Consider the following 26,679-nt stretch of genomic DNA (forward strand, 5'->3'; position numbering starts at 1 on the left):
GACATGCCGCAAAGGCTGACAGCGCTGATGGGAGAGGCTACTTTCCACGCTCAAGATGAAGATCCGGTGTCAGAACCATGATCGCCCCGCGCCGCTCAGGCCCGACACTCGCAGTGCAAGGTGGTGCGCTCAGCCAGGCCTGTCGCGCGGCTTCCTTCCCGACTCCACCCAAGGACACCTTCGATGCCCCCCTCCATGCCCCCCTCAAGCCCCTCGGAATCCCCGCAACCTGACGCCGCCAGGCTGATCGCGGACAGCCATCCCCAGGCACGGCAGGTACTCGATTACTGGTTCACTCAGCTGACGCCCAAGGACTGGTTTCGCAAGAGCGATGCCCTCGATGGCCAGCTGCGTGAGCGATTCGCCGCGCGGCTCGAGCAGGCACTTGCCTGTGAGCTGTGGGAGTGGCGGGCGAGCGTCGGTGGACGGCTGGCGGAAATCCTGCTGCTGGACCAGTTCGCGCGCAATATCCATCGCGATACTCCGCGCGCCTTCCGTGGCGACAACCTGGCACTCGCGCTCTCCCAGCAGGCCGTCGCGCTGGGCGACCTGGACCGCCTTCCGCTGGCCTGGCAGCCCTTCGCGATCATGCCGTGGATGCACAGCGAATCGTTGCGCATCCATGAACATGCCGAACAATTGTTCGCACGCCCCGGTCTCGAGCACACCTTGCGCTACGAGCATCTGCATGCGGACATCGTGCGTAGATTCGGCCGCTATCCGCATCGCAATGCGATTCTCGGTCGCGAGTCCACGCCGGAAGAGATCGCCTTCCTGGGCCAGCCCGGCTCCTCATTCTGACAAATGAAAGATCGCCCCCTTTTAATTGTGTGACGTCGTCTCCAAGACTTGTACAGCGGCGCCAAGCGCCTGTACATCAGCAAGGAAGGAGACAGCAGATGGGTATCATTCTCGGGTTGATCATCGGTGGTCTGGCCGGCTGGATCGCAGGCAACATCATGCGCGGCGGCAGCTTCGGCATTCTTGGCAACATCGTCGTCGGTGTCGTCGGCGGCCTGCTGGGCAGCGTCATCTTCAAGCTGCTGGGGCTGGCCTCCACCGGCATCATCGGCTCGCTGGTCGTCTCGGTCGTGGGGGCGGTGGTGTTGCTGTGGATCGTCTCGAAGGTCAAGTCCAAGGCCTGACGGCGCGGTGTCGAGCCCCGTCAGGCGCGAATTAGCAAGCGCAAGCAGCAAGCGCAAGTAGCAAGCGCTAGCAGCAAGTGCAGTCGTCAACAGCAAGTGAAGTCCCTTGCGGGTGTCTGGATGGATTCGATGTAGATACCCGCAGCAGCAACGCCTCTTGTCACCCGGGGCACCTGACTGCCCGGTGATCTGTCACGGCGCCGAGAGGTGCCTTGTTCGAGAAGTGCTTTGACAACAAGCACTTTCACGACAAGTGCTTTGAGAAGAAGTACCTGGACAAGAAGTACGCCGGCAAGAGGCGGCAAGGCCGAATCATCCTTCAGCGCCACACTAGTGGCGCGTTGCGGATCTAGCGAAAACAGGAGCGTTTGAGCATGGCGAGCAATGAGCACGATTCAGCACCCTCTTCCCAGTCGAATGCCGACAGCGCGAAGTGCCCCTATCACGAGGGCCAGAATCGCTCGGCGGAGGGAGAGAACCCCTATACCCATCCCAACCGCAATGGGCCGCACGACACCAAGCCCAATGCCGGTGATGGCCATGCCAAGGACGAGGCGCTGGAGACCTATCGCGCCGACGCCGAAGGGCATGACCTGCGCACCAACCAGGGGCTGCGCATCGCGGACAACCACAACTCGCTGAAGGCGGGGGAACGCGGTCCGACCCTGATGGAAGATTTTATCTTCCGCGAGAAGATGAACCACTTCGACAATGAACGTATTCCTGAGCGTATCGTTCACGCGCGTGGCGCGGCCGCGCACGGGTATTTTCAGGCCTACGACAATGCCGCCAGGTATTCCAAGGCCGGCGTGTTCAGCGACCCGTCCAAGAAGACGCCGGTGTTCGTGCGTTTCTCGACCGTGCAGGGCTCGCGTGGCTCCAACGACACGGTACGTGACGTGCGTGGCTTCGCGACCAAGTTCTACACCGATGACGGCAACTGGGACCTGGTCGGCAATGACATCCCGGTGTTCTTCATCCAGGACGCGATGAAGTTTCCTGACTTCGTGCACGCCGTGAAGCCGGAGCCGCACAACGAGATTCCCCAGGGCCAGTCAGCCCACGATACCTTCTGGGACTTCGTGTCACTGATGCCGGAAACCACTCACACCGTGCTGTGGACCATGTCGGACCGCGCCTTCCCGCGCCATTACCGCAACATGGAAGGCTTCGGTGTGCATACCTTCCGTCTGATCGACCGTGAAGGCGTGTCGCGCTTCGTCAAGTTCCACTGGAAGCCGGTGGCCGGTACCTGCTCGCTGATCTGGGATGAAGCCCAGAAGCTGTGGGGACGTGACCCGGACTTCAACCGTCGCATGATGTGGGATGACATCAAGAGCGGCGCGCCGCTGGAGTGGGAACTGGGCATCCAGGTGGTCGAGGAGAAGGACGAGCACAGCTTCGACTTCGATATCCTCGATCCGACCAAGCTGATCCCCGAATCGCTGGTACCGGTGGTGCCGATCGGCAAGATGGTGCTGGACCGCAATCCGGACAACTACTTCGCCGAGACCGAGCAGGTCGCCTTCAATCCGGCCAACATCGTGCCGGGGATCGACTTCTCCAATGATCCGCTGCTGCAGGGGCGTCTGTTCTCCTATCTGGATACCCAGATGCTGCGTCTTGGTGGGCCGAACTTCCACGAGATTCCCATCAACCAGCCGGTGTGCCCGTTCCACAACAACCAGCGCGATGCCCAGCATCGTCAGACCATCAACACGGGGCAGGCGTCCTACGAGCCGAACTCCATCGATGGTGGCTGGCCGGCCGAGACACCGCCGTCCCAGGACGCCCATGGCGGTTTCGAGCCGTATCATGAGCGCATCGAGGCGCACAAGGTACGTGCGCGCAGCGCCTCCTTCGGGGATCACTATTCCCAGGCCACCCTGTTCTGGAACAGCCAGACTGACGTGGAGAAGGAGCACATCATCGCGGCCTACACCTTCGAGCTTTCCAAGGTCGAGCGTCCGTGGATCCGTGAGCGGGTGATCACCGAGATCCTGCCCAACATCGATCTGGAGCTGGCACGTCGCGTCGGTGAGAATCACGGCATCGAGACACCGACCAGCAAGCCCGCGCCGGACGGTGAACTGGGCACCAGCCAGGTCGACAGCGACCCGGCGCTGAGCCTGATGGCGCGCCTGCCGGACTCCATCGCCACCCGCAAGGTCGCGATCCTGGCTGCCGATGGCGTCGCCATGGAAGATGTTCGCTCGATCAAGGAGCAGCTGGCCGCCGAGGGTGCCGAAGGGCTGTTGATCGCCCCGAGCATGGCGCCGATCAAGGCCGGAGACGGCACCATGCTGTCGCCGGATGCGATGCTCAATGGCCTGCCGTCCGTGACGGTGGATGCCGTCGTCGTCGCTGGCGGCGCGGGTAGCGTCGAGGCGCTGAGCGGCTCGGGCCTGGGACTCTATTATGTCCAGGAAGCCTACAAGCACCTGAAGCCCATCGTGGCGATCTGCGAAGGCAAGGAGCTGCTGGCCGCCGCCCGCGTGCCGGTCGAGGAGGGCGTCATCCTGGTGGATGATGTGCTCGCCGCCAGCCTGCCGCTGCGTGATGCCCTGATGGCTCACCGTGTATGGTCGCGTGATGCGCGTGCCAACCAGATGCCGGCATGAGGCGCTGACGCCCCACAAGGTATGATGTGACCCATATAGCCCCCTGACCTGCGAAGGTCAGGGGGCTTTTTCATGGTCATGATGCGGTCATTTCCGGACGTGAAGATGTGATGGCGGAGAAAGGTGAAAACAGGGTTGGTGACACCTCCGGGTTGAGAGCCGTCCTGCGGTTCTCGCCGCTGAGGGTGGCTGATAGGCTCAGTGATAGAGGCTGATTATCGAAGGCATGCTGGTAATTGATTATCGCTAGAAGCACCAGGTGCGTAAGGTAAGCAGGCATCAAGGGGCCACAAGCCAGCACATGCCGGGCAGGCATTGGCCCCGACCCGATTCGACAATGGGCTGCAGGCCTTCACATCAAGCAGCGCATGAAAATGTGACATCAGCAGCATCTGGCCTTGCCAGTCGAGTTTGATAGCGCTTTTTTCTACCTGACAGGAGAACGTCTACATGTCCCAGACTCCACGCTATACCACAGGTAACGGCGCCCCGGTGCCTCACGATGACATCAGCCAGACAGCGGGCCCGAATGGTTCACTGACCTTCGACAACTGGCGTCTGTTCGAGAAGCTGGCGCACTTCAACCGTGAGCGCATTCCGGAGCGTGTCGTCCACGCCCGTGGCGTCGCCGCCTACGGCACCTTCACCCTGGCCCGTGACCTGTCTGACCTGACCATCGCCCGCTTCCTGCAGGGTGTCGGCAAGCAGACCCCGTTGCTGGCGCGTTTCTCCACCGTGGCCGGTGGCCAGGACAGCGGCGACAACACTCGCGACGTGCGCGGCTTCTCCTTGAAGTTCTACACCGAGGATGGCAACTGGGACATGGTCGGCAACAACACGCCGGTGTTCTTCATCCGCGAGCCGTCCAAGTTCCCTGACTTCATCCACACCCAGAAGAAAGACCCGCGCACCAACATGGTCGACTGGCAGAACCGTTGGGAATTCTGGGCCAACCATCCGCAGGCGCTGCATCAGGTCACCATCCTGATGTCCGACCGCGGTATTCCGAAGTCGCTGACCACCATGAACGGCTACAGTTCGCACACGCTGAGCCTGTGGAACGACAAGGGCGAGCGTGTCTGGGTCAAGTGGCACTTCAAGACCGACCAGGGCCACGAGACGCTGACCGACGATCAAGCGGCGCAGGTCGCACCGGACTTCCACCAGCACGACATGTTCACCCGCCTCGAGCGTGGCGAGCGTCCGAGCTGGACCGTCAACCTGCAGGTGATGACCGAAGCGCAGGCACGTGACTACCACATCAACCCGTTCGATCTGACCAAGGTGTGGCCGCACGGTGACTTCCCGCTGATGGAAGTCGGCAAGATGGAGCTCAACCGCAACCCGGAGAACTACTTCGCGGAAGTCGAACAGTCCGTCTTCTCGCCGTCCAACTTCGTGCCGGGTATCGGCGCCTCCCCGGACCGCGTGCTGCAGGCTCGTCTGTGGGCCTACGCCGATGCACACCGCTACCGTGTCGGTGCCAACGCCGAGCAGCTGCCGGTCAACCGTCCGGTCTGCCCGGTCAACCACTACCAGCGTGATGGCGTGATGGCGGGCATGTGCCCGGTCACCGGTCACGGTGGCGGCCCGCTGGGCGGCCAGGTCGGTCAGGGTGTACCGGGAGAAACGAAGGAAGGTGGCCAGTACTCACGCACTAACTTCTACCCCAACGAGCGTGCCGATCAGGGCGCCCCGGTGCCGGACGCTACCGTCGCCGAGCCGGCGATGCCGCTGGAGCAGAACGCCTGGATGGGCTATCACGACAACAGCGATGAGGATAACTACAGCCAGGCCGGCAACCTCTATCGTCTGTTCGATGAAGGCCAGAAGACGCGCATCACCGACGTCATCGCCGGCACCATGGTAGGCGTCAGCCACGTGGTCCAGGACAAGATGATCGCGCACTTCCGTCAGGCGGATGCCGATTATGGTGATCGTATCGCCACCAAGCTGGCCAAGCTCGATCCGCGCTGAGTCAGTCATGTTGCACCCTTCGTCAGGTCAGTAGTGACCCTTTGAGCTGACGAAAACATCAAGGCCCCCGCCGGGTAACCGGCGGGGGCCTTGTCGTATGCGGCTGTCAGGGTGCTATCCGACAGTCACAGCGCTGTGCGAAAGACACGCAAGCACAGGCACCTCAGTCGTCGCGCGTGGCCTCATTGCCGTCGGCTTTCTCGCACACGCCCAGCGCCCACAGCAGGAAGGCGTCCTGGCGCGCATTGTCACGCCACGCCTTGAAGCGACCCGAGGCACCGCCGTGGCCGGAGCTCATGTCGGTGCGCAGCAGGACCGGGTGCGGCGTGCAGTCCATCTGGCGCAGACGCGCATACAGCTTGGCCGGCTCCCAGTAGGGCACGCGGGTGTCATGCCAGCTGCCCTGCAGGAACAGCGGCGGATAGGGCGCGGCACTCAGGTTGTCCAGCGGCGAATAGGCGCGGATGCGACGCCGCGCCTCGTTCTCGTGCGGGTTGCCCCACTCGGTGTATTCCGCGGTGGTCAGCGGCAGCTCCGGATTTTCCATGGTGCGCAGCACATCGACGAAGGGCACATCGAGCACCGCGGCGCAGAAGGCCTCGGGACGCTTGTTGAGGCTGGCGCCGACCAGCAGACCACCGGCGCTGGCACCGTAGGCGGCGATGCGATCCGCGGCCCCGACGCCTTGCTCGACCAGCGCATCACGCGCGGCGAGGAAGTCGTTGAAGCTGTTTTCCTTGTGCTCCAGCTTGCCGGCCAGATACCAGGGCTCGCCACGGTCCCCGCCGCCACGCACGTGGGCGACCGCGAAGGCGACGCCGCGCGTCAGCAGTTCCAGGCGGGCGATCGAGAACCAGGGGTCCAGCGTCTCGCCGTAGGCGCCATAGCCATAGAGCAATACCGGCAGCGGGGCGTGGGGGTGGCTTGCGTCATCACACAGGTCGCGCCGCATGACCACCGAGACCGGCACCTGCTCACCATCGTCGGAGGTCGCCCACAGACGGCGGCTGATCAGATGCTCGGGCGCGAGATCGCCATGCACGGTCTGACGCTTGAGCAGGCGGCGCTCCCCCGTGTCGAGGTCGAGCTCGATCCAGCTCGGCGGCGTGGTGAAGCTTTCCTCGCGGATGCGCAGGCGGCGAGCATCGAAATGCGGGCAGTCACCCAGCCCCTGGCTCAGCGGTTGCTCCGGCATCGCCAGGCGCTCGTCGCGGCAGATCGTCTGTGTCGGCGCCGTGCCCTCGAATTCGATCACGCGCAGCCAGGCCTGGGCCTGACGGTGGTCGCGTTCATCGACCATCAGCCCCCAGCTGAAGGCTTCGACACCTTCCAGCGTCACCTCATCGCGGGTGGCGATCAGCGGCTGCCAGTCGCCGGGCGCATGCTCGGAGGCGATATCGAGCTGGAAGTGCGGCGCTTGCCTGTTGTGCAGCACATAGAAGTGGCCGGGGCGGTGATCGACGCCGTACTCGACACCGGTCTCGCGGGCGCGCACCAGGCGCATCTCACCCAGCGGGGCATCGGCCTTGAGCAACCAGGTCTCGCTGGTGTCCTTGGAGGCGGTCTCCAGAATCAGCCAGGCGCGTGAGCGGGTCTTGCCCATGCCGACCCAGAATTCGCTGTCTTCCTCGCGATAGAGCAGCGTCTCGGCGCGGCTCGTGACATTCAGACACCAGATCTCGAAGGGGCGCTGAGTGCTGTCATAGCGCGTGAACAGCAGGTGCTGGCCGTCCTCGGCCCACACCAGGTCCGGCCCGATATCCTCCAGCAGACACTCGTCATCGTGGCCGGCGTTGCGTGAGTCGCCATTCGCCGCGTTCAGTGTTGCAAGACGCAGGCTGAACACCTCGTCGCCGCTGGTGTCCAGAGTCCATGCCAGTTGCTGCTCATCCGGGGAGATGGCCATATCGCCCAGCTCGACGAAATCGTGATGGCGCGACAGGCTCTGCAGGTCCAGCAGGCATTCGTGCTGGCGGGTATCGGCGGGGTCGGCGCCGATCGCATGGCGCCACCAGACCGGATAGTCGGCGTCAGCGGCGGTCTCGCTCCAATAGACGTAGTGATCCAGTGCCTCGGCCAGGCTTGAGACGGCCAGTTCGCGGCGCGCAAGATGGCCGTGATAGAGGGCGTCGCTCAGCGGCGCGAGCGGGGCGAACCAGCGATCACTCTCGGCGTTGGCCGCCGTGAGAAAGGTGGTGACCTCTGGCGTGTCGCGTTCTTCAAGCCAGTGCCATTCGGGGTCATCGGCACGATAATGGCGCTGGACGGGGCTATCGGGCATGGCTACCTCTTGAAAGTGGGGTGCTCGAGTGTGTCGGGCGGGCATGGAGTGTAACATTGAGCCTGTCCCACAGCGTGCGCAAGCCCTTGCCTCATGGGAGGCATCGCCGCCGTGAGAGATGAATGCGCAGCCTCTGGTGCCACGCAACGTGTGGCCCCGATGATGGGATGACTCGATGGCTGAACTGAGGTGCCGGCTGCTTCTGCACAGGACAGGCACCCCTCAGAATGTCAGTCTCGACAGGATGTTATGACAGGAGTGAAGGGCATGATGATTTCCGATTCGCTGCCGCAGATGTGGCTGATCTATTTTGGCCTGGCGGCGGTAGTGCTGTTTACCGGCTATATGGCGGTGCGAATACTGCCGCGTTTCCTGCGCTGGATCCTGGTCGGCGGTATCGCCGGCATGATCGCCGTGCCGACCAGTTTTCACGTCACGGCCAGCGTCGCGGAAGATGCCTACACCGGCCTTGCACCGGCCATCGTGGCCTTTGCCGTCAGCGTGGTGCAGAAGGATGGTGGTGGCATGGCCTCGGCCTTCGGCATGCTGGTACTGGGCATCGGGGCCGGCGTGGTGCTGGGCCTGGTGATCTGGTGGCTGGGTCGCGGACGTGAACAGCGTCGCCGCGCCGCCCAGCAGCGCCGCGAGCCTCATGGCCACGAGCAGGAGGATGAGGAAGTGCGCGAGGGCCACGCCGCTGGCGCCAGCTTGCGTAGCGAGAAACGTGGCACGTCGGCGCGTACCCGCGCAGGCCGTGACCGTCAGGAACCGTCGCTCTGATCGAGCGTCGTTCGATCAGCGCCAGCCGTGCATTGTCCGAGCGTGGACTAAGGATCTGTCATGCCCCGTGATGTAGCTGTCACTTCGTCTCTTGAGCCAGTCCGTTCACCTGGGCTTGCGTCCGGCTCTTCATCCGGCCCTCTAGCGAAGGGCGCGGGGGCGCGCTGGCTGGCGGCCCTGATGCTGGCGGGCATCAGCCTCGCGTCGCCCTCGGCCTTCGCCGAGCAGGCATCATCAGCGGAGAACCCCTCGGTCAGCGAGCCGGTGAGCGAGTCGGTGAGTGAGCCGGCAAATGAGTCGGCAAGCGAACAGGCTGAGCAGATTCCGTTCGTGGCCCGGGATGTCGCGAGTGACGCGAATGCTGCCAGTGGCTCGGCGCGCGACATTGTGCCTGACCTGCGCATGGCGATCGATGTCTCCGGCAGCATGAAGCACAACGACCCGACCAATCTGCGCGCCAGTGCGCTCGACCTGCTGGTCACCTTGCTGCCGGAGCGCTCGCGTGCGGGGCTGTGGGGCTTCGGTGAGCAGGTGCAGCCCCTGCTGGCGCTGGGCGCGGTCGATGCGGGCTGGAAACAGGCGGCCCGCGGGCTGGAAGGGCGGCTGGACGATTACGAGCAGTACACCGATCTCGAGGCGGGCCTGCGTGCCGCCGCCGAAGGCGCCGATGCGAGCATCGATGGCCAGGGGCCGCGTCAGGTCATCCTGCTCTCCGATGGCATGGTCGACCTGCGTGAGCCGAGCAGCGAGAAGGCCGCCTCGGACAGCGCCTCGCGCCAGCGCATCACCGATGAGCTGACGCCACAGCTGGCGGCGCACAACGTCACGGTGCATACCGTCGCGCTGTCGCGCAATGCCGATATCGATCTGCTGCAGCAGGTTGCCGATGGCACCGGCGGGCTGGCGACGGTCGCCGAGACCCCGGAAGACCTGCTGCGTGCCTTCCTCGGGGCGCTCGACCGTATCGTGCCCGGCGAGCTGGTGCCGCTCGAGGACAAGCGCTTCACCATCGATGGCAGCGTCGAGGAATTCACGGCGCTGGTCTTCCATGGCCCCGATGACAGCGCGCCGGTATTGATCGCACCGGATGGTCAGCGCTATTCGCTGGCCGACAAGGCGTCGTTGCCCGAAGGCGTGCGCTGGGAACATCAGCCGCGCTATGACCTGATCACCGTGACCGACCCCGAGGCCGGGCAGTGGCGTATCGAAGGGCAGGTGGGCGTCGATAGCCGCATCACCGTGGTGTCAGACCTGGCGCTGGTGTCGCGCCCGCTGCCGGCCACGCTGTATCGCGGCTTTGGCTATTCCCTTTCAGCCTCGCTGGTCGACGGTGCACGTGATGTCGCTGAGCAGGACTTTCTGGCGACGCTGGACGGCAATGCGCGTCTGGTGCCGGAAGACGAGGGTGGCATGTCAGCAGAAACGGCAGCCGTGACCAGCGCCCAGCAGCGCGGTCTTGAGCGTGACGGCGCGCAGTTCAGCGTCAACATGCCGCCGCCGCAGCAACCGGGTGGCGCTCGCCTGACGCTGACCATCGAGGGCCAGCGCGATGGCGCGCCCTTTGCACGTCAGTTGAGCCAGCGCACCAGCGTGGTCGACCCACTGCTGGTCGAGCCGATCGGTGGCAATGCGCAGAATGCGACGCCGCCGAGCGCGCTGGAGGTCAGCGCGCGTCATCCGTTGCTCAACACCGCCAACACCCAGCTGGACGCGACGCTGCAGGGCGAGCCGTTGAGTGTGGCGGAAGCGGGCGAGAGTCGCTGGCGTATCGAACTGCCGCCGCTGGAGCGTGACGTCAGTGCCGATGTGCAGATCAGCGCGCGCATCGCGCTGGGCGGGAGTTCGCGGGTGATCGATCTCGCGCCCTATACCCTCAATGAGAATGCGGCGCGGCGTGCCGCCAATCTGGATCGCTCGCCCATCGAGGGTGAGTCCTTTGGTGAGATTCAGGGCCTGGATCAGGCGGTAGAAGAGAAGGAAGACCTCAATGATCTGCTGATGAAGGGCCGTCTGCCCATCGACAAGGTGCCTGCGTTGATCAGTCAGTGGTTCGAAGGAGCTTCGGACTTTGCCCAGCGTGAGGCAGAATCACCGCAAAGCCGCATGATCGCTTACGCCGTGGCCGGTGTGATCGGCCTGCTGGTAGTGATCATGCTGGTGCGTCGCATGACGCGCAAGCCGACTCAGCGGGAGGAACCCCATGTGTGAACTGCTCGGCATGAGTGCCAATGTGCCGACCGATATCTGCTTCAGCTTCGCCGGTTTTCTGCAGCGAGGCGGTGGTACTGGTCCGCACCGCGATGGTTGGGGAATCGCCTTCTATGAAGAGGGCGGTTATCGCGAATTCCGTGACCCGCATCCGTCGGTGGATTCGCCCATCGCGCGCATGATTCTCGATTATCCGATCAAGTCGCAGATGGTCATCAGCCATATTCGCCAGGCCAATGTCGGCCAGGTGACACTGGCCAATACCCACCCGTTCACGCGCGAGCTGTGGGGCCGTCAGTGGTGCTATGCCCACAACGGTCAGCTGGCGGACTGGCAGGCACTGCCCCTGCCGTACTATCGCCCGGTGGGCAGCACGGACAGCGAGCACGCCGCCTGCTTCCTGCTCGGCGAGATCCGGCGCGCCTTCCCGAATCCGCCGGCGCGGTGCGAAGACCTGTGGCGGCATCTGCACGCCCAGTGCGAGCGTCTGCGCGGGCTTGGCGTCTTCAATCTGCTGCTCTCCGATGGCGTGCATCTCTACGCCTACTGCTCCACCAAGCTGGCGCACATCACGCGCCGTGCGCCCTTCGGGCAGGCGAGCCTCACCGACTTCGAGATGAGCGTCGACTTCCAGCAGCACACCACCGATGCCGATGTGGTCTCGGTGATCGCCACCGATCCGCTCACTGACAACGAGCAATGGCAGCGCCTGCTGCCGGGGCAGCTGGTGGTGTTCCGCGAAGGCGAGCTGGTCGCCAGTCTCGGTGGCGAGTTGCCGCTGAGCCAGGAAGAGCCAGGGCAGGAGCAGGCCGAGAGCGGGGCGGTCGATCGCACCGCGACCGCGCGCCGCAAACCCGACTGGCTGGCTTCAGACTTGAGCTGCTGACGTTTGGCTGAGTCGCTGACGTTTGGCTGAGTCGCTGACGCTGAGTGACGTAGAAAGAGCTTGAATGCCAGACACACGAAGGGCCGCAATCGCGGCCCTTCGTGTTTGCGGCTTTTGCCTGGTCAACGCGTGAGGCTCAGCCTTCGACGTCGTCGAACATGCCGGCGAACATCGGCGAGGACAGGTAGCGCTCGCCGCTGTCCGGCAGGATGACGACGATGGACTTGTCGGCGTAGGCCGGGTCTTCCGCCAGACGCAGCGCCGCGGTCATCGCCGCCCCGCAGGAGATGCCGCACATGATGCCTTCTTCCTGCATGATGCGACGCGCCATGGCCATGGCGTCTTCACTGGCGACCGGCTCGACACGATCGATCAGCGCCAGGTCCAGGTTGTCGGGAATGAAGTTGGCGCCGATGCCCTGGATCTTGTGCGGGGCCGGCGTGATCGACTCGCCCTGCATGCGCTGGGTGATGATGGCGGATTCCGCCGGCTCCACCGCCACGGCTTCGAGTGACTGGCCGCGCACCGTCTTGAAGTAGCGGGCGATGCCGCTGATGGTGCCGCCGGTACCGACGCCCGCCACCAGCACGTCCATCTCGCCATCCAGCGCGTCCCACAGCTCCGGGCCGGTGGTCTCTTCGTGGATGCGCGGGTTGGCCGGGTTGGAGAACTGCTGCGGCAGGAAATAGCGTTCCGGTTCGGCCTTCTGCAGCTCGCAGGCCTTGTCGATGGCGCCCTGCATGCCCTTGGCCGGATCGGTCAGCACCAGGTTGGCGCCGAGGGATTTCAGCACCTTGCGACGTTCCATGCTCATGGAGGATGGCATGGTCAGCGTGACGGGGTAGCCACGCGCCGCGCCGACGAAGGCCAGCGCGATGCCGGTATTGCCGGAGGTCGGCTCGATGATCTCCATGCCCGGCTTGAGCACGCCGCGCTCTTCGGCGTCCCACACCATGCTGGCACCGATACGGCACTTGACCGAGAACGCCGGGTTGCGGGCTTCCACCTTGGCGTACAGGCGTGGATGGCTGCTGAGGCGGTTGATCTTGACCAGCGGCGTATTGCCGATGGCTTGCGAGTTGTCCTGATAGATCTTGGCCATGCGAGGTCCTCTGGGTATCTGGCGGCTAGACAGCGAGCATGCCCGCTGCTTGAGTGAAGTGATGACGCTCAGCAGCGCCTGTCGCGACTGTATGAGCATAAGGTTAAGGGCTAGCCGAGCGCGACTCAAAGGCCTGAAGCGCATAACGACATGGCAAGGTTGGCAGTCGCGGCTAGCCTCTGACCAAGGTCGTACAAGAGTAGTGATCTGATTTAACGAGACTTTTTGGGATGTGAACGATGGTTTCAATCGGTCGTTTTACATCGTTGGCGTGACTGGTTAAGGTGAAGCGCGGCGGCCCTGGAGGTTCTTGCCGGGGTGTCGTCGGTGTATTGCCGGCACCTGCGCGCGCGCTGTCGCGCCGTCCTTTTCCCCATCACGCCGTCATTCATGTCATTGTTCACATGTGGGCGTGACGCCCTGATAACAACAAGTGCTGAATTCTCGCCTGTGGCTGCCAGTGAAAGACTCCGCGCCCGGCCACGATCCAGCAGACGAATGCAGTCATGGAGCCCAAGCCATGCATGATGCCAATCCTGCCAACGCCTCGGCAGACCCGGAAGCCGACAAGGCGTCTGATCACGCTGGCCCCGTGACCGGGGACGCCAACCTGATCGTCAGTGGTGAGCCGTTGTCCGGTCTCGAGGATTACCCCTCGATTCTCGAGGTCTTCGAGGCCAGCTGCGCCAACTATGCCGAGCGTCCGGCCTTCAGCTGCATGGACAAGACGCTCAGCTACGCCGATGTGGACCGCCTGTCGCGCAATTTCGCCGCCTGGCTGGAACACGAGACCGGCCTTGAGCCCGGTGATCGCATCGCCATCCAGCTGCCGAACCTGCTGCAGTTCCCGGTGGCGGTGTTCGGTGCATTGCGCGCCGGTCTGGTGGTGGTCAACACCAACCCGCTCTACACCGAACGCGAGATGCAGCACCAGTTCCATGACTCCGGCGCTCGCGCCATCGTGATTCTGGCCAACATGGCGGACAAGCTCGAGAAGGTGCTCAAGCGCACCGACATCGAGGAGGTCATCATCACCGAGATCGGTGACCTGCATGACTTCCCCAAGCGTCCGCTGATCAACCTGGCGGTGCGCTACGTCAAGAAGATGGTGCCGAAGTACCACCTGCCCGACGCACACGGCCTGCGTGACGTGCTCAAGCGCGGGGCGGGGCTCTCGCACACGCGTGTCACGCGCCAGCCCGAGGACATCGCCGCGCTGCAGTACACCGGCGGTACCACCGGGGTTGCCAAGGGCACCATGCTGACCCACCGCAATCTGGTCGCCAACATGCTGCAGGCGCGCGGCGTGATCAGTGATGTGCTCAATGAAGGTCAGGAGGTGCTGATCGCGCCGCTGCCGGTCTATCACATCTATACCTTCACGGTGAATTGCCTCTACAGCATGGAGAGCGGCAACCACAGCGTGCTGATCACCAATCCGCGCGATATCGATGGCTTCATCAAGACACTGGCCAGGACACCGTTCACCGCCTTCGTCGGCCTCAATACGCTGTTCTCGGCGCTATGTCAGCGTGATGACTTCAAGGCGCTGGACTTCTCGAGTCTCAAGCTGACCATCTCCGGCGGCATGGCGCTGACGCGCAGTGCGGCCGAGCGCTGGGAAGCCGTCACCGGCTGCCCGATCGCCGAGGGCTACGGCATGACCGAGACCTCGCCCATCGTCAGCTTCAATCCGCCGCGCGAGCTGCAGCTGGGCACCATCGGCAAGCCGGTGCCGGGCACCGAGCTCAAGGTGGTGGACGCCGATGGTGTGACGCTGGGGCGCGATGCGCCGGGCGAGCTGTGCGTGCGCGGCCCCCAGGTGATGAAGGGTTACTGGCAGCGTGACGACGCCACGCGTGAGGCGATGGATGACGAGGGCTTCATCCGCACCGGCGATATCGCGGTCATCCAGCAGGATGACTTCGTGCGCATCGTCGATCGCAAGAAGGACATGATCATCGTCTCCGGCTTCAATGTGTTCCCCAACGAGATCGAGGACGTGGTCAGCGGCCATCCGGATATCGTCGAGGCGGCGGCAGTGGGCGTGCCGGACGAGCAGAGCGGCGAGGCGATCAAGCTGTTCGTGGTCTCAAGCAACCCGGATCTGGATCGCGACACCCTGCGAAGCTGGTGCAAGGAGCAGCTGACCGGCTACAAGGTGCCGCGCTTCGTCGAATTCCGCGATGAACTGCCCAAGACCAACGTCGGCAAGGTGCTGCGCCGTGAGCTGCGCGACAGCGAAGAGAGCGGTGGCAATACGCCGCTACGCGAGCACTGAGAAAAGCGCTGAGCCGGCGGCGTGGCAGGGAACAAGCGCCGCCAAGGTTGGGCGCGGCTACGCGCAGGGCTACAATGGACGGCCCGTCACTTGTTGACGGGCCGTTTTGTCATTCAGGTGTCATGGCTTGCTGCCTCGTGCAGGCGAGCGTGAGGCTGAATTCCCGAGAGTTTCCGGCTGCGCGCGTGGCGTGTGGTCGCTGGTTGAGAAGAGGCAGTCCTTGAGCGACACCGCTACCGCACCGTCCGAACATGCGCGTCTTGAAGCCCTCGCGGCTCGCCTTGAACGCGCCCTGAGCCGTGATCAGCGCGAGCTGGGCAAGCGCCTGGCTGGCCTGCGGCGGCGTCTCAAGGAAGGCAAGCCGGTCGATCGTGCCATCAACGATATCGAGAGCCGCCTGGAGGCGAGCATCGCCCAGCGCGCCGCCCGCGAGACGGCACTGGCACGCTGGCAGACCCCCGCCGCGCTCAACTATCCGCCGGAACTGCCGGTGGTGGAGCGTCGCGAAGACATCCTCGCCGCGCTTGCCGAGCATCAGATCGTGGTGGTCGCCGGTGAGACCGGCTCGGGCAAGACCACTCAGCTGCCCAAGCTGTGTCTGGAGATGGGGCTGGGGCGCAACGGCCTGATCGGCCACACCCAGCCACGTCGTCTGGCGGCGCGCTCGGTGGCGGCGCGTCTGGCCGAGGAGCTCGAGACGACACTCGGCGAGACGGTCGGGTATCAGGTGCGCTTCAACGACACCACCGGCCCGTCGACGCTGATCAAGCTGATGACCGACGGTATCCTCCTGGCGGAAACCCAGCATGATCCGGACCTGAGCCGCTACGAGGCGATCATCATCGATGAGGCCCACGAGCGCAGTCTGAACATCGACTTCCTGCTGGGTTATCTCAAGCGTCTCACCGCGCGCCGTCCGGACCTCAAGATCATCATCACCTCGGCGACCATCGACGTGGAGCGCTTCAGTCAGCACTTCGCGGCCCAGGATGGCACGCCGGCGCCCATCGTCTCGGTCAGCGGGCGCAACTTCCCGGTCGAGACCCAGTACCTGCCACTGGTGCGCGACGCCGAGGATGAGGAAGACCTCAGCCTGCAGGAGGGTATCCTGCGCGCGGTGGAAGAGTTGTCGGTGATCGAGCGCGAGAAGGGCTGGATGCAGGGCCCGCGTGACGTGCTGATCTTCCTGCCCGGCGAGCGCGAGATCCGCGCCACCGCGGACACCCTGCGTCGCGCCCAGCTGCGTGATACCGAGGTGCTGCCGCTGTACGCGCGCCTCTCCAACGAAGAGCAGAACCGCGTCTTCCAGCCGCATCGTGGCCGCCGCATCGTGCTGGCCACCAATGTCGCCGAGACCTCGCTGACCGTGCCGGGCATCCGCTACGTGATCGACCCGGGCCTGGTGCGCATCAGCCGCTACAGCTATCGCTCCAAGATCCAGCGTCTGCCGGTGGAACCGATCAGCCAGGCCAGCGCCAACCAGCGCAAGGGCCGCTGCGGGCGTATCGCCGAAGGCCTGTGCATCCGCCTCTACAGCGAGGAGGACTTCCTCGCGCGTCCGGAATACACCGAACCGGAAATCCAGCGCACCAACCTGGCCTCGGTGATCCTGTCGATGCTGTCGCTCAAGCTGGGCGATATCGAGAAGTTTCCCTTCGTCGATGCGCCGGACTCGCGCTTCGTCACCGATGGCTTCCGCCTGCTGCGCGAACTGGGCGCGGTGGATGAACACAACCGTCTGAGCCGTGATGGCCGCACCCTGGCGCGTCTGCCCATCGACCCGCGTCTGGCGCGCATGGTGCTTGAGGGCGCCTCGCGCGGCTGCCTGCGTGAAGTGCTGATCATCGTCAGCGCGCTGTCGATCCAGGACCCGCGCGAGCGCCCTGCCGACAAGCGCCAGCAGGCCGATCAGATCCACCATGAGTGGGATGACGACAATTCCGACTTCGTCAGCTGGCTGAATCTGTGGGAAGGCTTCGAACTGGCGCGGGATGCGCTGGGTGCCAACCCGCTGCGCCGCTGGTGCAAGGCGCGCTTCCTCAACTATCTGCGCCTGCGCGAGTGGCATGACACCTTCCGTCAGCTCAAGCAGCTGACGCGCGACCTGGGGCTGGAGATGACCAGCGCCCAGCATGAGCGCGACACCGAGGCCCAGGCCGAGGTCACCGCGCGGGTACTGGCCTCACCGGGGCAGGGTCGCCGCCCGTCGGTGGCCATCGATCACGAATCACTGCATCGCGCGCTGTTGACCGGGCTGCTCTCCAATCTTGGCCTCAAGCAGGAAAATCGCGAGTATCTCGGCGCGCGCAACCGACGCTTCTTCGTCCACCCGGGCTCCGGCGTGGCCAAGAAGTCGCCCAAGTGGGTGATGGCGGCCGAGATGGTCGAGACCACCAAGCTCTACGCGCGTCAGGTCGCGGCGATCAAGCCCGAGTGGGTCGAGCCGCTGGCCGAGCATCTGGTCAAGCGCAGCTACAGCGAGCCGCACTGGGAGATGAAGCGTGCCCAGGTGGTCGCCAGTGAGCAGGTGACCCTGTTCGGGCTGCCCATCGTCACCGCGCGCAAGGTGCATTACGGCCCGCTGGCGCCGGAAGAGTCTCGCGAGCTGTTCATTCGCCGTGCGCTGGTCGAGGGCGAATTCCAGACCCGTGCGCCGTTCTTCGCCCACAATCGCGGCCTGATGGATGAGGTCGGTGAGCTTGAGGACCGCGCGCGCAAGCGTGACATCCTCGTCGACGAAGAGACGCTGTTCGCCTTCTATGCCGAGCGGATTCCGGAAGGCATCTACAACGGGCGCAGCTTCGACAAGTGGCGCAAGGAGGCCGAGCGCGACAACCCCGATGTCCTGCATCTGAATCTCGACGACCTGATGGCGCGCGACGCCGAGGAAGTCACCGTCGCGCGCTACCCCGAACAGCTGCACCACAATAGCGTCGCCTACCCGCTGAGCTATCACTTCGCGCCCGGCGCGGTGGATGACGGCGTGACGATGATCGTGCCGGCGGCGATGCTCTCGCAGCTGCCACGCTATCGCATCGAATGGCTGGTGCCGGGGCTGTTGCGCGACAAGGCCATCGCGCTGATGAAGTCGCTGCCCAAGCAGTACCGCAAGCAGGTGGTGCCGATTCCCAATTGGGTCGACGCCGCACTTGAGGCGCTGACCCCGGACGACGTGCCGCTGACCGATGCGCTGGCCGAGTTCATGCGCGTCAAGACTGGCTTGCGCCTGCCGCAGGATGCCTGGGCGCCCGAAACGCTGGAACCGCACCTGAAGATGAACCTGCGTATCGTCGATCAGGACGGCAAGGTGCTGGGCGAAGGGCGTGATCTCGAGGCGCTGGAGGCTCGCTTCAAGGACTCGGCCGCGGCCGCCGCGCGGGCGATGGCCAGCCGCAGCCGTGAAGCCGACAGCGAAGTGCTGGAAGATCTGCCGGAGGCGCCGATCGCCACCTCGCACAGCACCACCCAGGCGGGCATTCGCGTCGAGGCCTATCCGGCGCTGGTGGTGAAGGCGGCAGCGCCTGCCGACGGCGGCATGAGCGCCAAGCAGCGCAAGCTGGCGCGCAAGACCGGCAAGAACAGCGCGCCGTCCAGCCATGCGCCTGCCAGCGCGACGGCTCAGGTCGAGCAGAATCTGAGCGTGGAGCTGTTCGATCATCCGGCCAAGGCCGCCGCCGCGCACCGTGATGGCATCACGCGTCTGGCGATGGCACGCCTGCCGGACCAGGTGCGCTATCTGGACCGTGACCTCAAGGCGCTGGAGCGCTGTGCGCTGCTGTTCGCCAAGGTCGGCACGCGTCGCCAGCTGGCGGATGACTTCATCTACAGCGTCTTCGAGCAGGTGATGGCCGTCGAGCCGCTGCCGCGTTCGCGCAGCGAACTGCAGGCGCGTCTCGATGACAGGCGGGCCGAGCTGGTGCCGCACGCCGAGGCGCTGCTCAAGCCGCTGGAAGCCGCACTCAAGCAGCATCTGGAGCTTTCCAAGCGCCTCAAGGGCAAGATCGACTTCTCGATGGCGCTGGTGGTGGCTGATCTCAAGGCCCAGCAGGCGCGCCTGATCACGCCGGGCTTCATCCAGGCCTCCGGTGAATGGCTGCATCAGCTGCCGCGCTATGTGGAGGCGATGCTGATCCGTCTCGACAAGGCGCCGCGTGAGCGCATGCGCGACCAGCGTGACATGGAGGAGGTCAAGGGCTTTGAATCCCGCCTTGATGCCCGTCTGAGCAAGGCGCGCGAGCAGGGGCTGCCGGATGCGGAGCTGGAAGAGTTCGGCTGGTGGCTGCAGGAACTGCGCGTCTCGCTGTTTGCCCAGCAGCTCGGCACCCTGGAGACCGTCTCCGCCAAGCGCCTCGAGAAACGCTGGCAGGAGCTGATGGCGCGCCGCTGATGTCCTGAGGCTGGGCTCTGCCCTGGCTGAAGCTCTGTCATGGCTGAAGCTCTGCCTTGTCTGGGCCATTCCAGGGCGCTGTGCGTGGCATCAGGGGCTTGCGTGACCGGTACGTGGAGGCGTGCCGCGGCGGGATGGCCCAAGCTGCAGACAGGAATTGCTGTTTAAGCATTCACTGTGATCGCCCGACAAATGCTGACTCGGGCGTCTGGAATCGCCGAGACAGCGTACACTGAACATGGGGCATGACGACGCGGCGCCGGGTCGTGCCCCGCTCAATTCTGGTGATATCCCGCGGGATAGCACTGTCAGGAGTGGATGCATGCCAAACAATGACAATGATCACGCTGCCGATACGCAACACGCCAACGCCGGTCAGTCCATGAGCGCCAGCGGCAATCATCGCGTACTGATCACCGGCAGCGGGCTCTACACGCCGCCCAATGCCATCAGCAACGAGGCATTGGTGGCGTCCTTCAATGCCTGGGTGGCGGCGGACAATGCCGCCAATGCCGACGCCATCGCACGTGGTGAGCGTGAGGCGCGCACCGAGTCCAGCGCCGAATTCATCGTCAAGGCCTCGGGTATCCACAGCCGCTACGTGCTGGATGCCGAGGGCATTCTCGACCCGGAGCGCATGCGCCCACGCCTGCCGGCGCGCGCCAATGACCAGCCCTCGGTGCAGTGCGAGATGGGCGTGGCGGCCGCGCGTGAAGCGCTGGCGGCGGCGGGCGTCAACGCCGCGGACCTGGATCTGGTCATCGTGGCCTGTTCCAACCTCGAGCGCCCCTATCCGGCGGTGGCGGTGGAACTGCAGGCCGCGCTTGAGGCCGGTGGCTATGCCTTCGACATGAACGTGGCGTGCAGCTCCGCCACCTTCGGCATCGAGACCGCTGCCAACGCGATTCGCAGCGGCAGTGCCAGGCGTGTGCTGATGGTCAATCCGGAGATCTGCAGTGCGCATCTCAACTTCCGCGACCGTGACAGCCACTTCATCTTCGGGGATGCTTGCACGGCCGTGGTGCTGGAGGCGGCGGATGTCGCCACGCGCACCGATGGCTTCGAGGTGCTCGGCACGCGACTGGTGACGCGCTTCTCCAATGCGATACGCAACAATTTCGGCTTCCTCAATCGCACGGCGGTGCTTGAGGACGACGTGGCATCCGCGATGACACTCGACAGCGCAAGCCATCGTGTAAAGGCCGATGACAAGCTGTTCATCCAGGAAGGGCGGCGCGTCTTCCGCGAGGTCTGCCCGATGGTGGCCGAGCTGATCACCACCCATCTGGGCGAGATCGAGGCAGACGGCGGTGATGTTGATCGCATGTGGTTGCATCAGGCCAACCGCCACATGAACGACATGATCGCGCGGCGTGTGCTGGGGCGTGACCCGTCGAGCGAGGAAGCGCCGATCATTCTCGATCGCTACGCCAATACCAGCTCCGCGGGCTCGGTGATCGCCTTCCATCTCCATCACGCTGATCTGGCGCCGGGGAGCCTCGGGGTATTGTGTTCTTTCGGGGCAGGCTACAGTGCCGGCAGCGTGCTGCTGAAACGCTGCGGTTGAAGCAGGACATTGCGCGAATCCACGTGGCCTGTGCTGGCTCTTGGCGGGCGCGGAACGTATAAAGAAGACCGGACCTGACAGCCAGGGATGTGGCAAGGACCGCTGCAGGAATCCAATAGACTTACAGGTGACGAGATGCACACGATCAAGACTTCCCTGCCGGCACTGCTGGCCATGTCCCTGCTGGCGGGTTGCGCCAGTACCGGAGACAGCGAGCCGAACCCTCAGGACCCCTGGGAGGGCTTCAACCGTAACGTCTATACCTTCAATGACACCCTGGATCGCTATGCCCTCAAGCCGGTCGCGCAGGGCTATGACTATGTGACGCCGGAGCTGGTACAGGATGGCGTGGGCAACTTCTTCTCCAATCTGGGAGAGGTCAGCACCATGTTCAACTCGGTGCTGCAGTGGAAGTGGGCCAATGCCGGTGTCTCCACCGGCCGTCTGCTGCTCAACTCCACCGTCGGCATCGGCGGCCTGTTCGACCCGGCCAGCGAGCTTGGCTGGACAGTGGATGAGGAAGACTTCGGTCAGACCCTCGCCGTCTGGGGCGCAGGGCAGGGGCCGTATCTGGTGCTGCCGCTGTTCGGTCCGAGTACCGTGCGTGATACCGCGGGCATGCCGGTGGATTACTTCGCTGATCCCGTCAACTACGTCGAAGACGACAAGGTGCGTTACGGCCTGAAGGCGCTGGATCTGGTCGATACCCGTGCCGGTCTGCTCGAGCAGGAGAAGCTGATCCAGGGCGATCGTTACAGCTTCATTCGTGATGCCTACCTGCAGCGCCGCAACTTCGAGATCAACGATGGCAAGCTGGGCGATGATCCCTTCGCCAGCGGCAGCTTCGATGATGCCGATCTCGACGGTGCCTTCGCACCGGAAGACGACAGCCAGTAACGCGTCACCCGCAGCAGGCGACCGGTACCGTGAAGGGTCAGTGGTGCCGGTCGCGAGGGCAAGCAGCATCAAGACTGCGAGTGGATGGCAGTAAGGACGGGAATGAGGGGTTGGCATGGCGGATGAGCAAGGCAAGCGTCTGTTGATCGGTCTGATTGATCTTCCCGGCTCGCGGCGTGATGCGCTGGCGAACCTGTTGACGGATGAACGCTGTGCGGTGGCGGCCTGTGATGGCATCGCGACACTGCCCAGCGGGGTGGCGGTGGTGGTCGCGCATGTCGAGGCCGTTTCCAGTCATGAGTGGGCGCGGCTGGCCGAGCGCCTGCCGACGGTGGTGGTGGCCGAGAGCCGTGGCGATGAATGCCTGCTGCCGGCGGTGGAGGCCGGGCTGGTCGATTACCTCATCTCGCCGCGCGAGCATGGCTCGGTATTGCGCAGTCTGCTCAAGCGGGCGGCGGAGCATCACCAGCTGGCCCATGAGCACGCCAAGGCACGCGCGCGCCTCGAGGAGCTCAACGAGCACCTGGAGACGCATCTGGCGCTGCTGCGTCAGGACCAGCAGGCCGGTGGCCAGATCCAGCAGCGTCTGCTGCCCCAGAGCGGGCAGCACATCAACGGCGTCAGTTACGAGTACTGCCTGTCGCCGTCGCTGTATCTGTCGGGTGACTTCCTCGAGTATCAGGCGATCGACGAACGCTTCAGCCTGTTCTACTTTGCGGATGTCTCCGGTCATGGCGCCTCGTCGGCCTTCGTGACCGTGCTGCTCAAGCTGCTGTTCGCACGCGCGATCCGCCACTGGGAGGAACATACGCCGGAAACCTTCGGCCCCGAGTGGCTGGCGCTGCTCAACCGTGAACTGATCGACAGTGGTATCGGCAAGCATGCCACGGTGATGTGTGGTGTGATGGACCGTGACACGCGCACGCTGCATTACACCCTGGGCGCCCAGCTGCCGATGCCGGTACTGGTCACGCCCGATGGCGAGCTGCGTGAGCTGGAAGGCAGCGGTCGGCCGGTGGGGCTCTTCCCAGACACCCGCTATCCAGCGTATCGTGTGGCGCTTCCTGAGCGCTTCCGTCTGTGGCTGGCCAGTGATGGTGTACTGGAATGCCTGCCGGGCGAGGCGCTGGAGGACAGGACTCGAGCACTGCATCAACGGATTCTGAGCAGTGAGGATGTGCAAGGATTGCGTCGTGGACTGGCGCTGGATGGCGAGCTGCCGGATGACCTTACCTTGATGACGCTGACAGGATTCCATGATGGATGAAGGACGTATCCAGGCCGTGTTCGAAGACGGCCTGTTCGTGCTCAAGCTATCCGGTGATGTACGCCTGACGCTGTGTGCCACGCTGGATCAGCAGGTACAGCGCGTGGCTGCGGTTGAGGGACTGGAAAGCGTGATCATCGATCTGCGCGAAGCGACCAATGTCGATTCCACCGCACTGGGCTTTCTGGCCAAGCTGGCGCTGGCGGTCCGCGACCGGCTGGTGATGCCGGCGCAGGTGGTGGCTGCCCATCCCGACGTGCTGACCATGCTCAAGGTGATGGGGTTCGACGAGGTGGCCAGTGTCGTGGACGCCGGCAGCCTGCCGGAGGCGGACCAGGCCGATCTGGACGGGGCTTCCTGCTGCAACGCGCCAGCGCTGAACGAGTCTCAGGATGACGCCGATGCCTCGCCCCAGCAGGAACAGGAGCTGCGCGGACGCATTCTCGAGGCTCACCGGCTGTTGATGTGCCTGAACGGCCACAACCGCCTGGAGTTCCAGCCGCTGATCGAGCTGCTGGAAAGCGAGGAGCATCGCCAGCCGCACTGAAGGCGCGCTGGGACGTTGAGCCTCACAGCACGCTGCTGAAAGCACGAATCTGACAGCGCGATCCAGACAGCACGTTTCTGAAAGCACAAAAAAGCGCCTGCCGTGAAATACGGCAGGCGCTTTTTGTTGCCTTGGCCATTCAATGAGCTCTTGCTTAACAAGAGCTCATCATCGGCGTTATGCTCCGTTGGCTCAGTGGCTGCGCAGTTCGGCCAGCAGAGTCTCGAGCTTGCGCTGATCGGCCATGAACTTGCGGATACCTTCGCCCATCTTCTCGGTGGCCATGGCGTCTTCGTTCATGTCCCAGCGGAAGTTGGACTCGGTCAGCACTTCCGGCACGTTCTGCTCGGCATCGGCGGCCAGCAGGCGACGTTCCAGCGGGCCGGTGCTCTCGGCCAGCTCACCCAGCAGTGCCGGCGAGATGGTCAGGCGGTCACAGCCGGCCAGCGCTTCGATCTCGCCGGTGTTGCGGAAGCTGGCGCCCATCACGATGGTCTTGTAGCCGTGACCCTTGTAGTGCTCGTAGATGGCCTTGACCGACTTCACGCCCGGGTCGTTGTCGCCGCTGAAGTCGGCATCCGGCTGATTGGCCTTGTGCCAGTCGAGGATACGACCGACGAAGGGCGAGATCAGCGTCACGCCGGCATCGGCACAGGCCTGGGCCTGGGCGAAGCTGAACAGCAGCGTCAGGTTGGTGCGGATGCCTTCGCGCTCGAGCTTCTCGGCGGCGCGAATGCCTTCCCAGGTGGAGGCGGTCTTGATCAGGATGCGTTCCTGACCGACGCCATTGGCGGCGTAGCGCTCGATGATGCGATGCGCGCGACGGATGGTCTCGTCGGCATCGAAGGACAGGCGGGCGCTGACCTCGGTGGAGACATAGCCCGGCACCAGGCCGGCGATCTCGGTACCGATATCCACGGCCACGGCATCGACGGCATCATCGATGTCGGTGGCCTTGCGCGCGACTTCGGTCAGGCGCTCGCGACGTGACGGGTCCTGAGCGGCCTGCAGGATCAGTGACGGGTTGGTGGTAGCATCAGTGGGCGCGAAGCGACGAATGGCCTCGAGGTCACCGGTGTCGGCGACGACGGTGGTCATTTCCTTGAGTTGGGAGAGCTTGTCCTGTGCCATGCAAGAGTTTCCTGTACTGAGCGTGAGCCACCCGAAGGGGTGAGTGGCCCTCATGAATAAGGCAAGAGGTGAAGGGCAGGGGCCGCCGGAGCGAGCGCTGCCACCGAGTGTGCACCCACGCCTGCCGGCTGTGAAGGCATCGCGGGCCGATCGCCCCAAGTGGATGATCCGCGGGGATTTCATCAGCGTGATGTGACATTCGTCACCTGTGTAGGTCAACTGTATCAATTGTGCGGCGGCGCGCCCACTGTCGTCATCTGACGGCAAGGGCGTGGCGTTTTCGGCACGTGGACATACCATCGACAAACGATTGCAGGAGGGGATGTGGACAAGCGTCAAACCCGTCAGCTGGCCTTGCTGGTCGCGGCCAATACGGCCCTGGCTCCATTGGCCATCGATGCCTATCTGCCGGCATTGCCGGCCATGGCAGAAGACCTGGCGACCACGGTGCACCATACGGAGCTGTCGCTGTCGGTCTTCCTGCTCGGCTTCTCGCTGGGGCAGCTGATCTTCGGCCCGCTGTCAGACCGTATCGGGCGCAAGCCGGTCCTGCTGTCAGGCATCTTCGTTTTCCTGCTGGCGAGTCTGGCCATCACTCAGGTCGAGAGCCTCGAAGGGCTCTATGCGCTGCGCTTCCTGCAGGCGCTGGGCGGCGGCGCCTCGGTGGTCAATTCCTCGGCGATCGTGCGCGATTGCTTCAGTGGCCGCGAGGCGGCCAAGGTGCTGTCCACCGTCGCGGTGATCATGATGCTGGCGCCCTTGATCGCGCCTGCCATCGGCAGTCTGCTGCTGGGCATGGCGGGCTGGTGGCTGATCTTCGCCTTCCTGGCCGCCTATGCCGCCTTCCTGCTGGTGGTGCTGCCGCTGCGCTTGCCCGAGACCCGACGCAAGCGCGAGGCGGACGAGCCGCCGGCCAGTCTCCTGCAGGTCGCGCGTGACTATGCCAGCGTGCTGCGCCACGGGCCGGCGATGGGCTATGCGCTGACGCAGGCGATGGGCTTCGGTGGCATGTTTGCCTTCATCACCGCGTCGCCCTACGTCTATATGCAGCATTTCGGAGTGACGGCGGCCTGGTACCCGGTGCTGTTCGGCGCCAACATCCTGTTCATGTTCACCGCCAACCGTCTCAACGTGCGCCTGCTGTCACGCCTGTCGCCGCCGCGCCTGCTGCGCATCGGCATCGGTATCCAGCTGTCTGCCGCCATCCTGCTGGTATCGGCGTTGGCGCTGGGGCTGGACCTGCTCTACGTCATCGCGCCGCTGCTGATGGTGTTCGTCGGGGCCAACGGCATGGTGGCGCCCAACGCGATCTCCTCGGCGCTGGAGTATTTCCCGCGCATCAGCGCCACGGCCAATGCGCTGATCGGCAGCATGCAGTTTGCCAGTGGCGCCGTGATCGGCATGTTGATCGCAGGTCTGGCGATGGACAGCCTGTGGCCGATGATTCTCGGCATGCTGGGCACGGCGCTGGTCAGCAATATTCTGCTGCGGGTGCTGGCAGGGCGTCGCGCCCTGGCGCGCCATGAGACGCCGTCCGACTGAGAAAGGCTTGAGCCGGCGACTGTCACACAGTTGTCATGAATGCTTGGCAAGGTACTCCCT

Annotated in this window: 17 protein-coding genes; 14 read left to right on the forward strand and 3 right to left on the reverse strand. The window is 64.4% G+C overall.

What is annotated here, in order from left to right:
* Positions 1-183 precede the first annotated feature (183 nt).
* The 4 genes from U0O11_RS02630 (at position 184) to U0O11_RS02645 (ending at position 5,743) form a co-directional block, all read left to right on the forward strand.
* Entirely contained in the window at positions 184-801 is a 618-nt protein-coding gene (locus tag U0O11_RS02630; protein ID WP_225347538.1) for a DUF924 family protein, read from the forward strand.
* A 98-nt stretch (positions 802-899) separates the two neighbouring features.
* Entirely contained in the window at positions 900-1,145 is a 246-nt protein-coding gene (locus U0O11_RS02635; RefSeq protein ID WP_043333988.1) for a GlsB/YeaQ/YmgE family stress response membrane protein, read from the forward strand.
* Between the two features lie 374 nt (positions 1,146-1,519).
* Positions 1,520-3,766 (forward strand): catalase HPII, encoded by a 2,247-nt coding sequence (gene katE / locus U0O11_RS02640; RefSeq protein WP_225347539.1) that lies wholly within the window; start codon positions 1,520-1,522, stop codon positions 3,764-3,766.
* Positions 3,767-4,216: 450 nt separating this feature from the next.
* Positions 4,217-5,743: a catalase gene (locus U0O11_RS02645; protein ID WP_225347540.1), complete on the forward strand. Its 1,527-nt coding sequence runs from the start codon at positions 4,217-4,219 to the stop codon at positions 5,741-5,743.
* Positions 5,744-5,906: 163 nt separating this feature from the next.
* On the opposite strand, the gene U0O11_RS02650 is transcribed toward U0O11_RS02645, so the two are convergent.
* Positions 5,907-8,024, reverse strand: a complete 2,118-nt coding sequence (locus U0O11_RS02650) for a S9 family peptidase (protein ID WP_225347541.1) — start codon at positions 8,022-8,024, stop codon at positions 5,907-5,909.
* A 267-nt stretch (positions 8,025-8,291) separates the two neighbouring features.
* On the opposite strand from U0O11_RS02650, the gene U0O11_RS02655 reads away from it, so the two are divergent.
* From U0O11_RS02655 to U0O11_RS02665, 3 genes are read left to right on the forward strand one after another with little or no spacing between them, the layout of a single operon-like run.
* Positions 8,292-8,804: a hypothetical protein gene (locus tag U0O11_RS02655; RefSeq protein ID WP_225347542.1), complete on the forward strand. Its 513-nt coding sequence runs from the start codon at positions 8,292-8,294 to the stop codon at positions 8,802-8,804.
* 60 nt (positions 8,805-8,864) lie between these two features.
* The gene (locus U0O11_RS02660; protein ID WP_324691562.1) at positions 8,865-11,012 is read left to right on the forward strand and encodes a vWA domain-containing protein; all 2,148 of its coding nucleotides are present in this window, start codon (positions 8,865-8,867) and stop codon (positions 11,010-11,012) included.
* Positions 11,005-11,898: a class II glutamine amidotransferase gene (locus U0O11_RS02665; protein WP_225347544.1), complete on the forward strand. Its 894-nt coding sequence runs from the start codon at positions 11,005-11,007 to the stop codon at positions 11,896-11,898. The genes U0O11_RS02660 and U0O11_RS02665 overlap by 8 nt, the downstream gene beginning before the upstream one ends.
* 136 nt (positions 11,899-12,034) lie before the next feature.
* Here the strand turns inward: U0O11_RS02665 and cysK are convergent, their stop codons facing one another.
* Positions 12,035-13,000: a cysteine synthase A gene (gene cysK, locus U0O11_RS02670; protein WP_043333985.1), complete on the reverse strand. Its 966-nt coding sequence runs from the start codon at positions 12,998-13,000 to the stop codon at positions 12,035-12,037.
* A 520-nt stretch (positions 13,001-13,520) separates the two neighbouring features.
* Here cysK and U0O11_RS02675 point away from each other — a divergent pair.
* The 6 genes from U0O11_RS02675 to U0O11_RS02700 all read left to right on the forward strand — a co-directional run bounded on the left by U0O11_RS02675 (position 13,521) and on the right by U0O11_RS02700 (position 23,946).
* Positions 13,521-15,281 carry an AMP-binding protein gene (locus tag U0O11_RS02675; protein ID WP_225347545.1) on the forward strand — a complete coding sequence of 587 codons (1,761 nt, stop codon included), beginning with the start codon at positions 13,521-13,523 and terminating at the stop codon, positions 15,279-15,281.
* Between the two features lie 220 nt (positions 15,282-15,501).
* Positions 15,502-19,668 (forward strand): ATP-dependent RNA helicase HrpA, encoded by a 4,167-nt coding sequence (hrpA, locus tag U0O11_RS02680; RefSeq protein ID WP_225347546.1) that lies wholly within the window; start codon positions 15,502-15,504, stop codon positions 19,666-19,668.
* Positions 19,669-20,050: 382 nt separating this feature from the next.
* The gene (locus U0O11_RS02685) at positions 20,051-21,235 is read left to right on the forward strand and encodes a beta-ketoacyl-ACP synthase III (RefSeq protein ID WP_225348096.1); all 1,185 of its coding nucleotides are present in this window, start codon (positions 20,051-20,053) and stop codon (positions 21,233-21,235) included.
* Positions 21,236-21,370: 135 nt separating this feature from the next.
* Positions 21,371-22,132, forward strand: coding sequence for an MlaA family lipoprotein (locus U0O11_RS02690; protein WP_225347547.1), 762 nt, complete (start codon positions 21,371-21,373; stop codon positions 22,130-22,132).
* A 115-nt stretch (positions 22,133-22,247) separates the two neighbouring features.
* Positions 22,248-23,399 (forward strand): PP2C family protein-serine/threonine phosphatase, encoded by a 1,152-nt coding sequence (locus tag U0O11_RS02695; RefSeq protein WP_043333982.1) that lies wholly within the window; start codon positions 22,248-22,250, stop codon positions 23,397-23,399.
* Positions 23,392-23,946 carry an STAS domain-containing protein gene (locus U0O11_RS02700; RefSeq protein WP_043333981.1) on the forward strand — a complete coding sequence of 185 codons (555 nt, stop codon included), beginning with the start codon at positions 23,392-23,394 and terminating at the stop codon, positions 23,944-23,946. The genes U0O11_RS02695 and U0O11_RS02700 overlap by 8 nt, the downstream gene beginning before the upstream one ends.
* A 192-nt stretch (positions 23,947-24,138) precedes the next feature.
* On the opposite strand, the gene tal is transcribed toward U0O11_RS02700, so the two are convergent.
* Positions 24,139-25,077, reverse strand: a complete 939-nt coding sequence (tal, locus tag U0O11_RS02705; protein WP_043333980.1) for a transaldolase — start codon at positions 25,075-25,077, stop codon at positions 24,139-24,141.
* 324 nt (positions 25,078-25,401) lie between these two features.
* Between tal and U0O11_RS02710 the strand changes: the two genes are divergently transcribed.
* Positions 25,402-26,619 (forward strand): Bcr/CflA family multidrug efflux MFS transporter, encoded by a 1,218-nt coding sequence (locus U0O11_RS02710; RefSeq protein ID WP_054555389.1) that lies wholly within the window; start codon positions 25,402-25,404, stop codon positions 26,617-26,619.
* The last annotated feature ends 60 nt before the right edge of the window (positions 26,620-26,679 follow it).

This window comes from Cobetia sp. D5 (assembly GCF_035666195.1).
GTDB lineage: Bacteria > Pseudomonadota > Gammaproteobacteria > Pseudomonadales > Halomonadaceae > Cobetia > Cobetia amphilecti.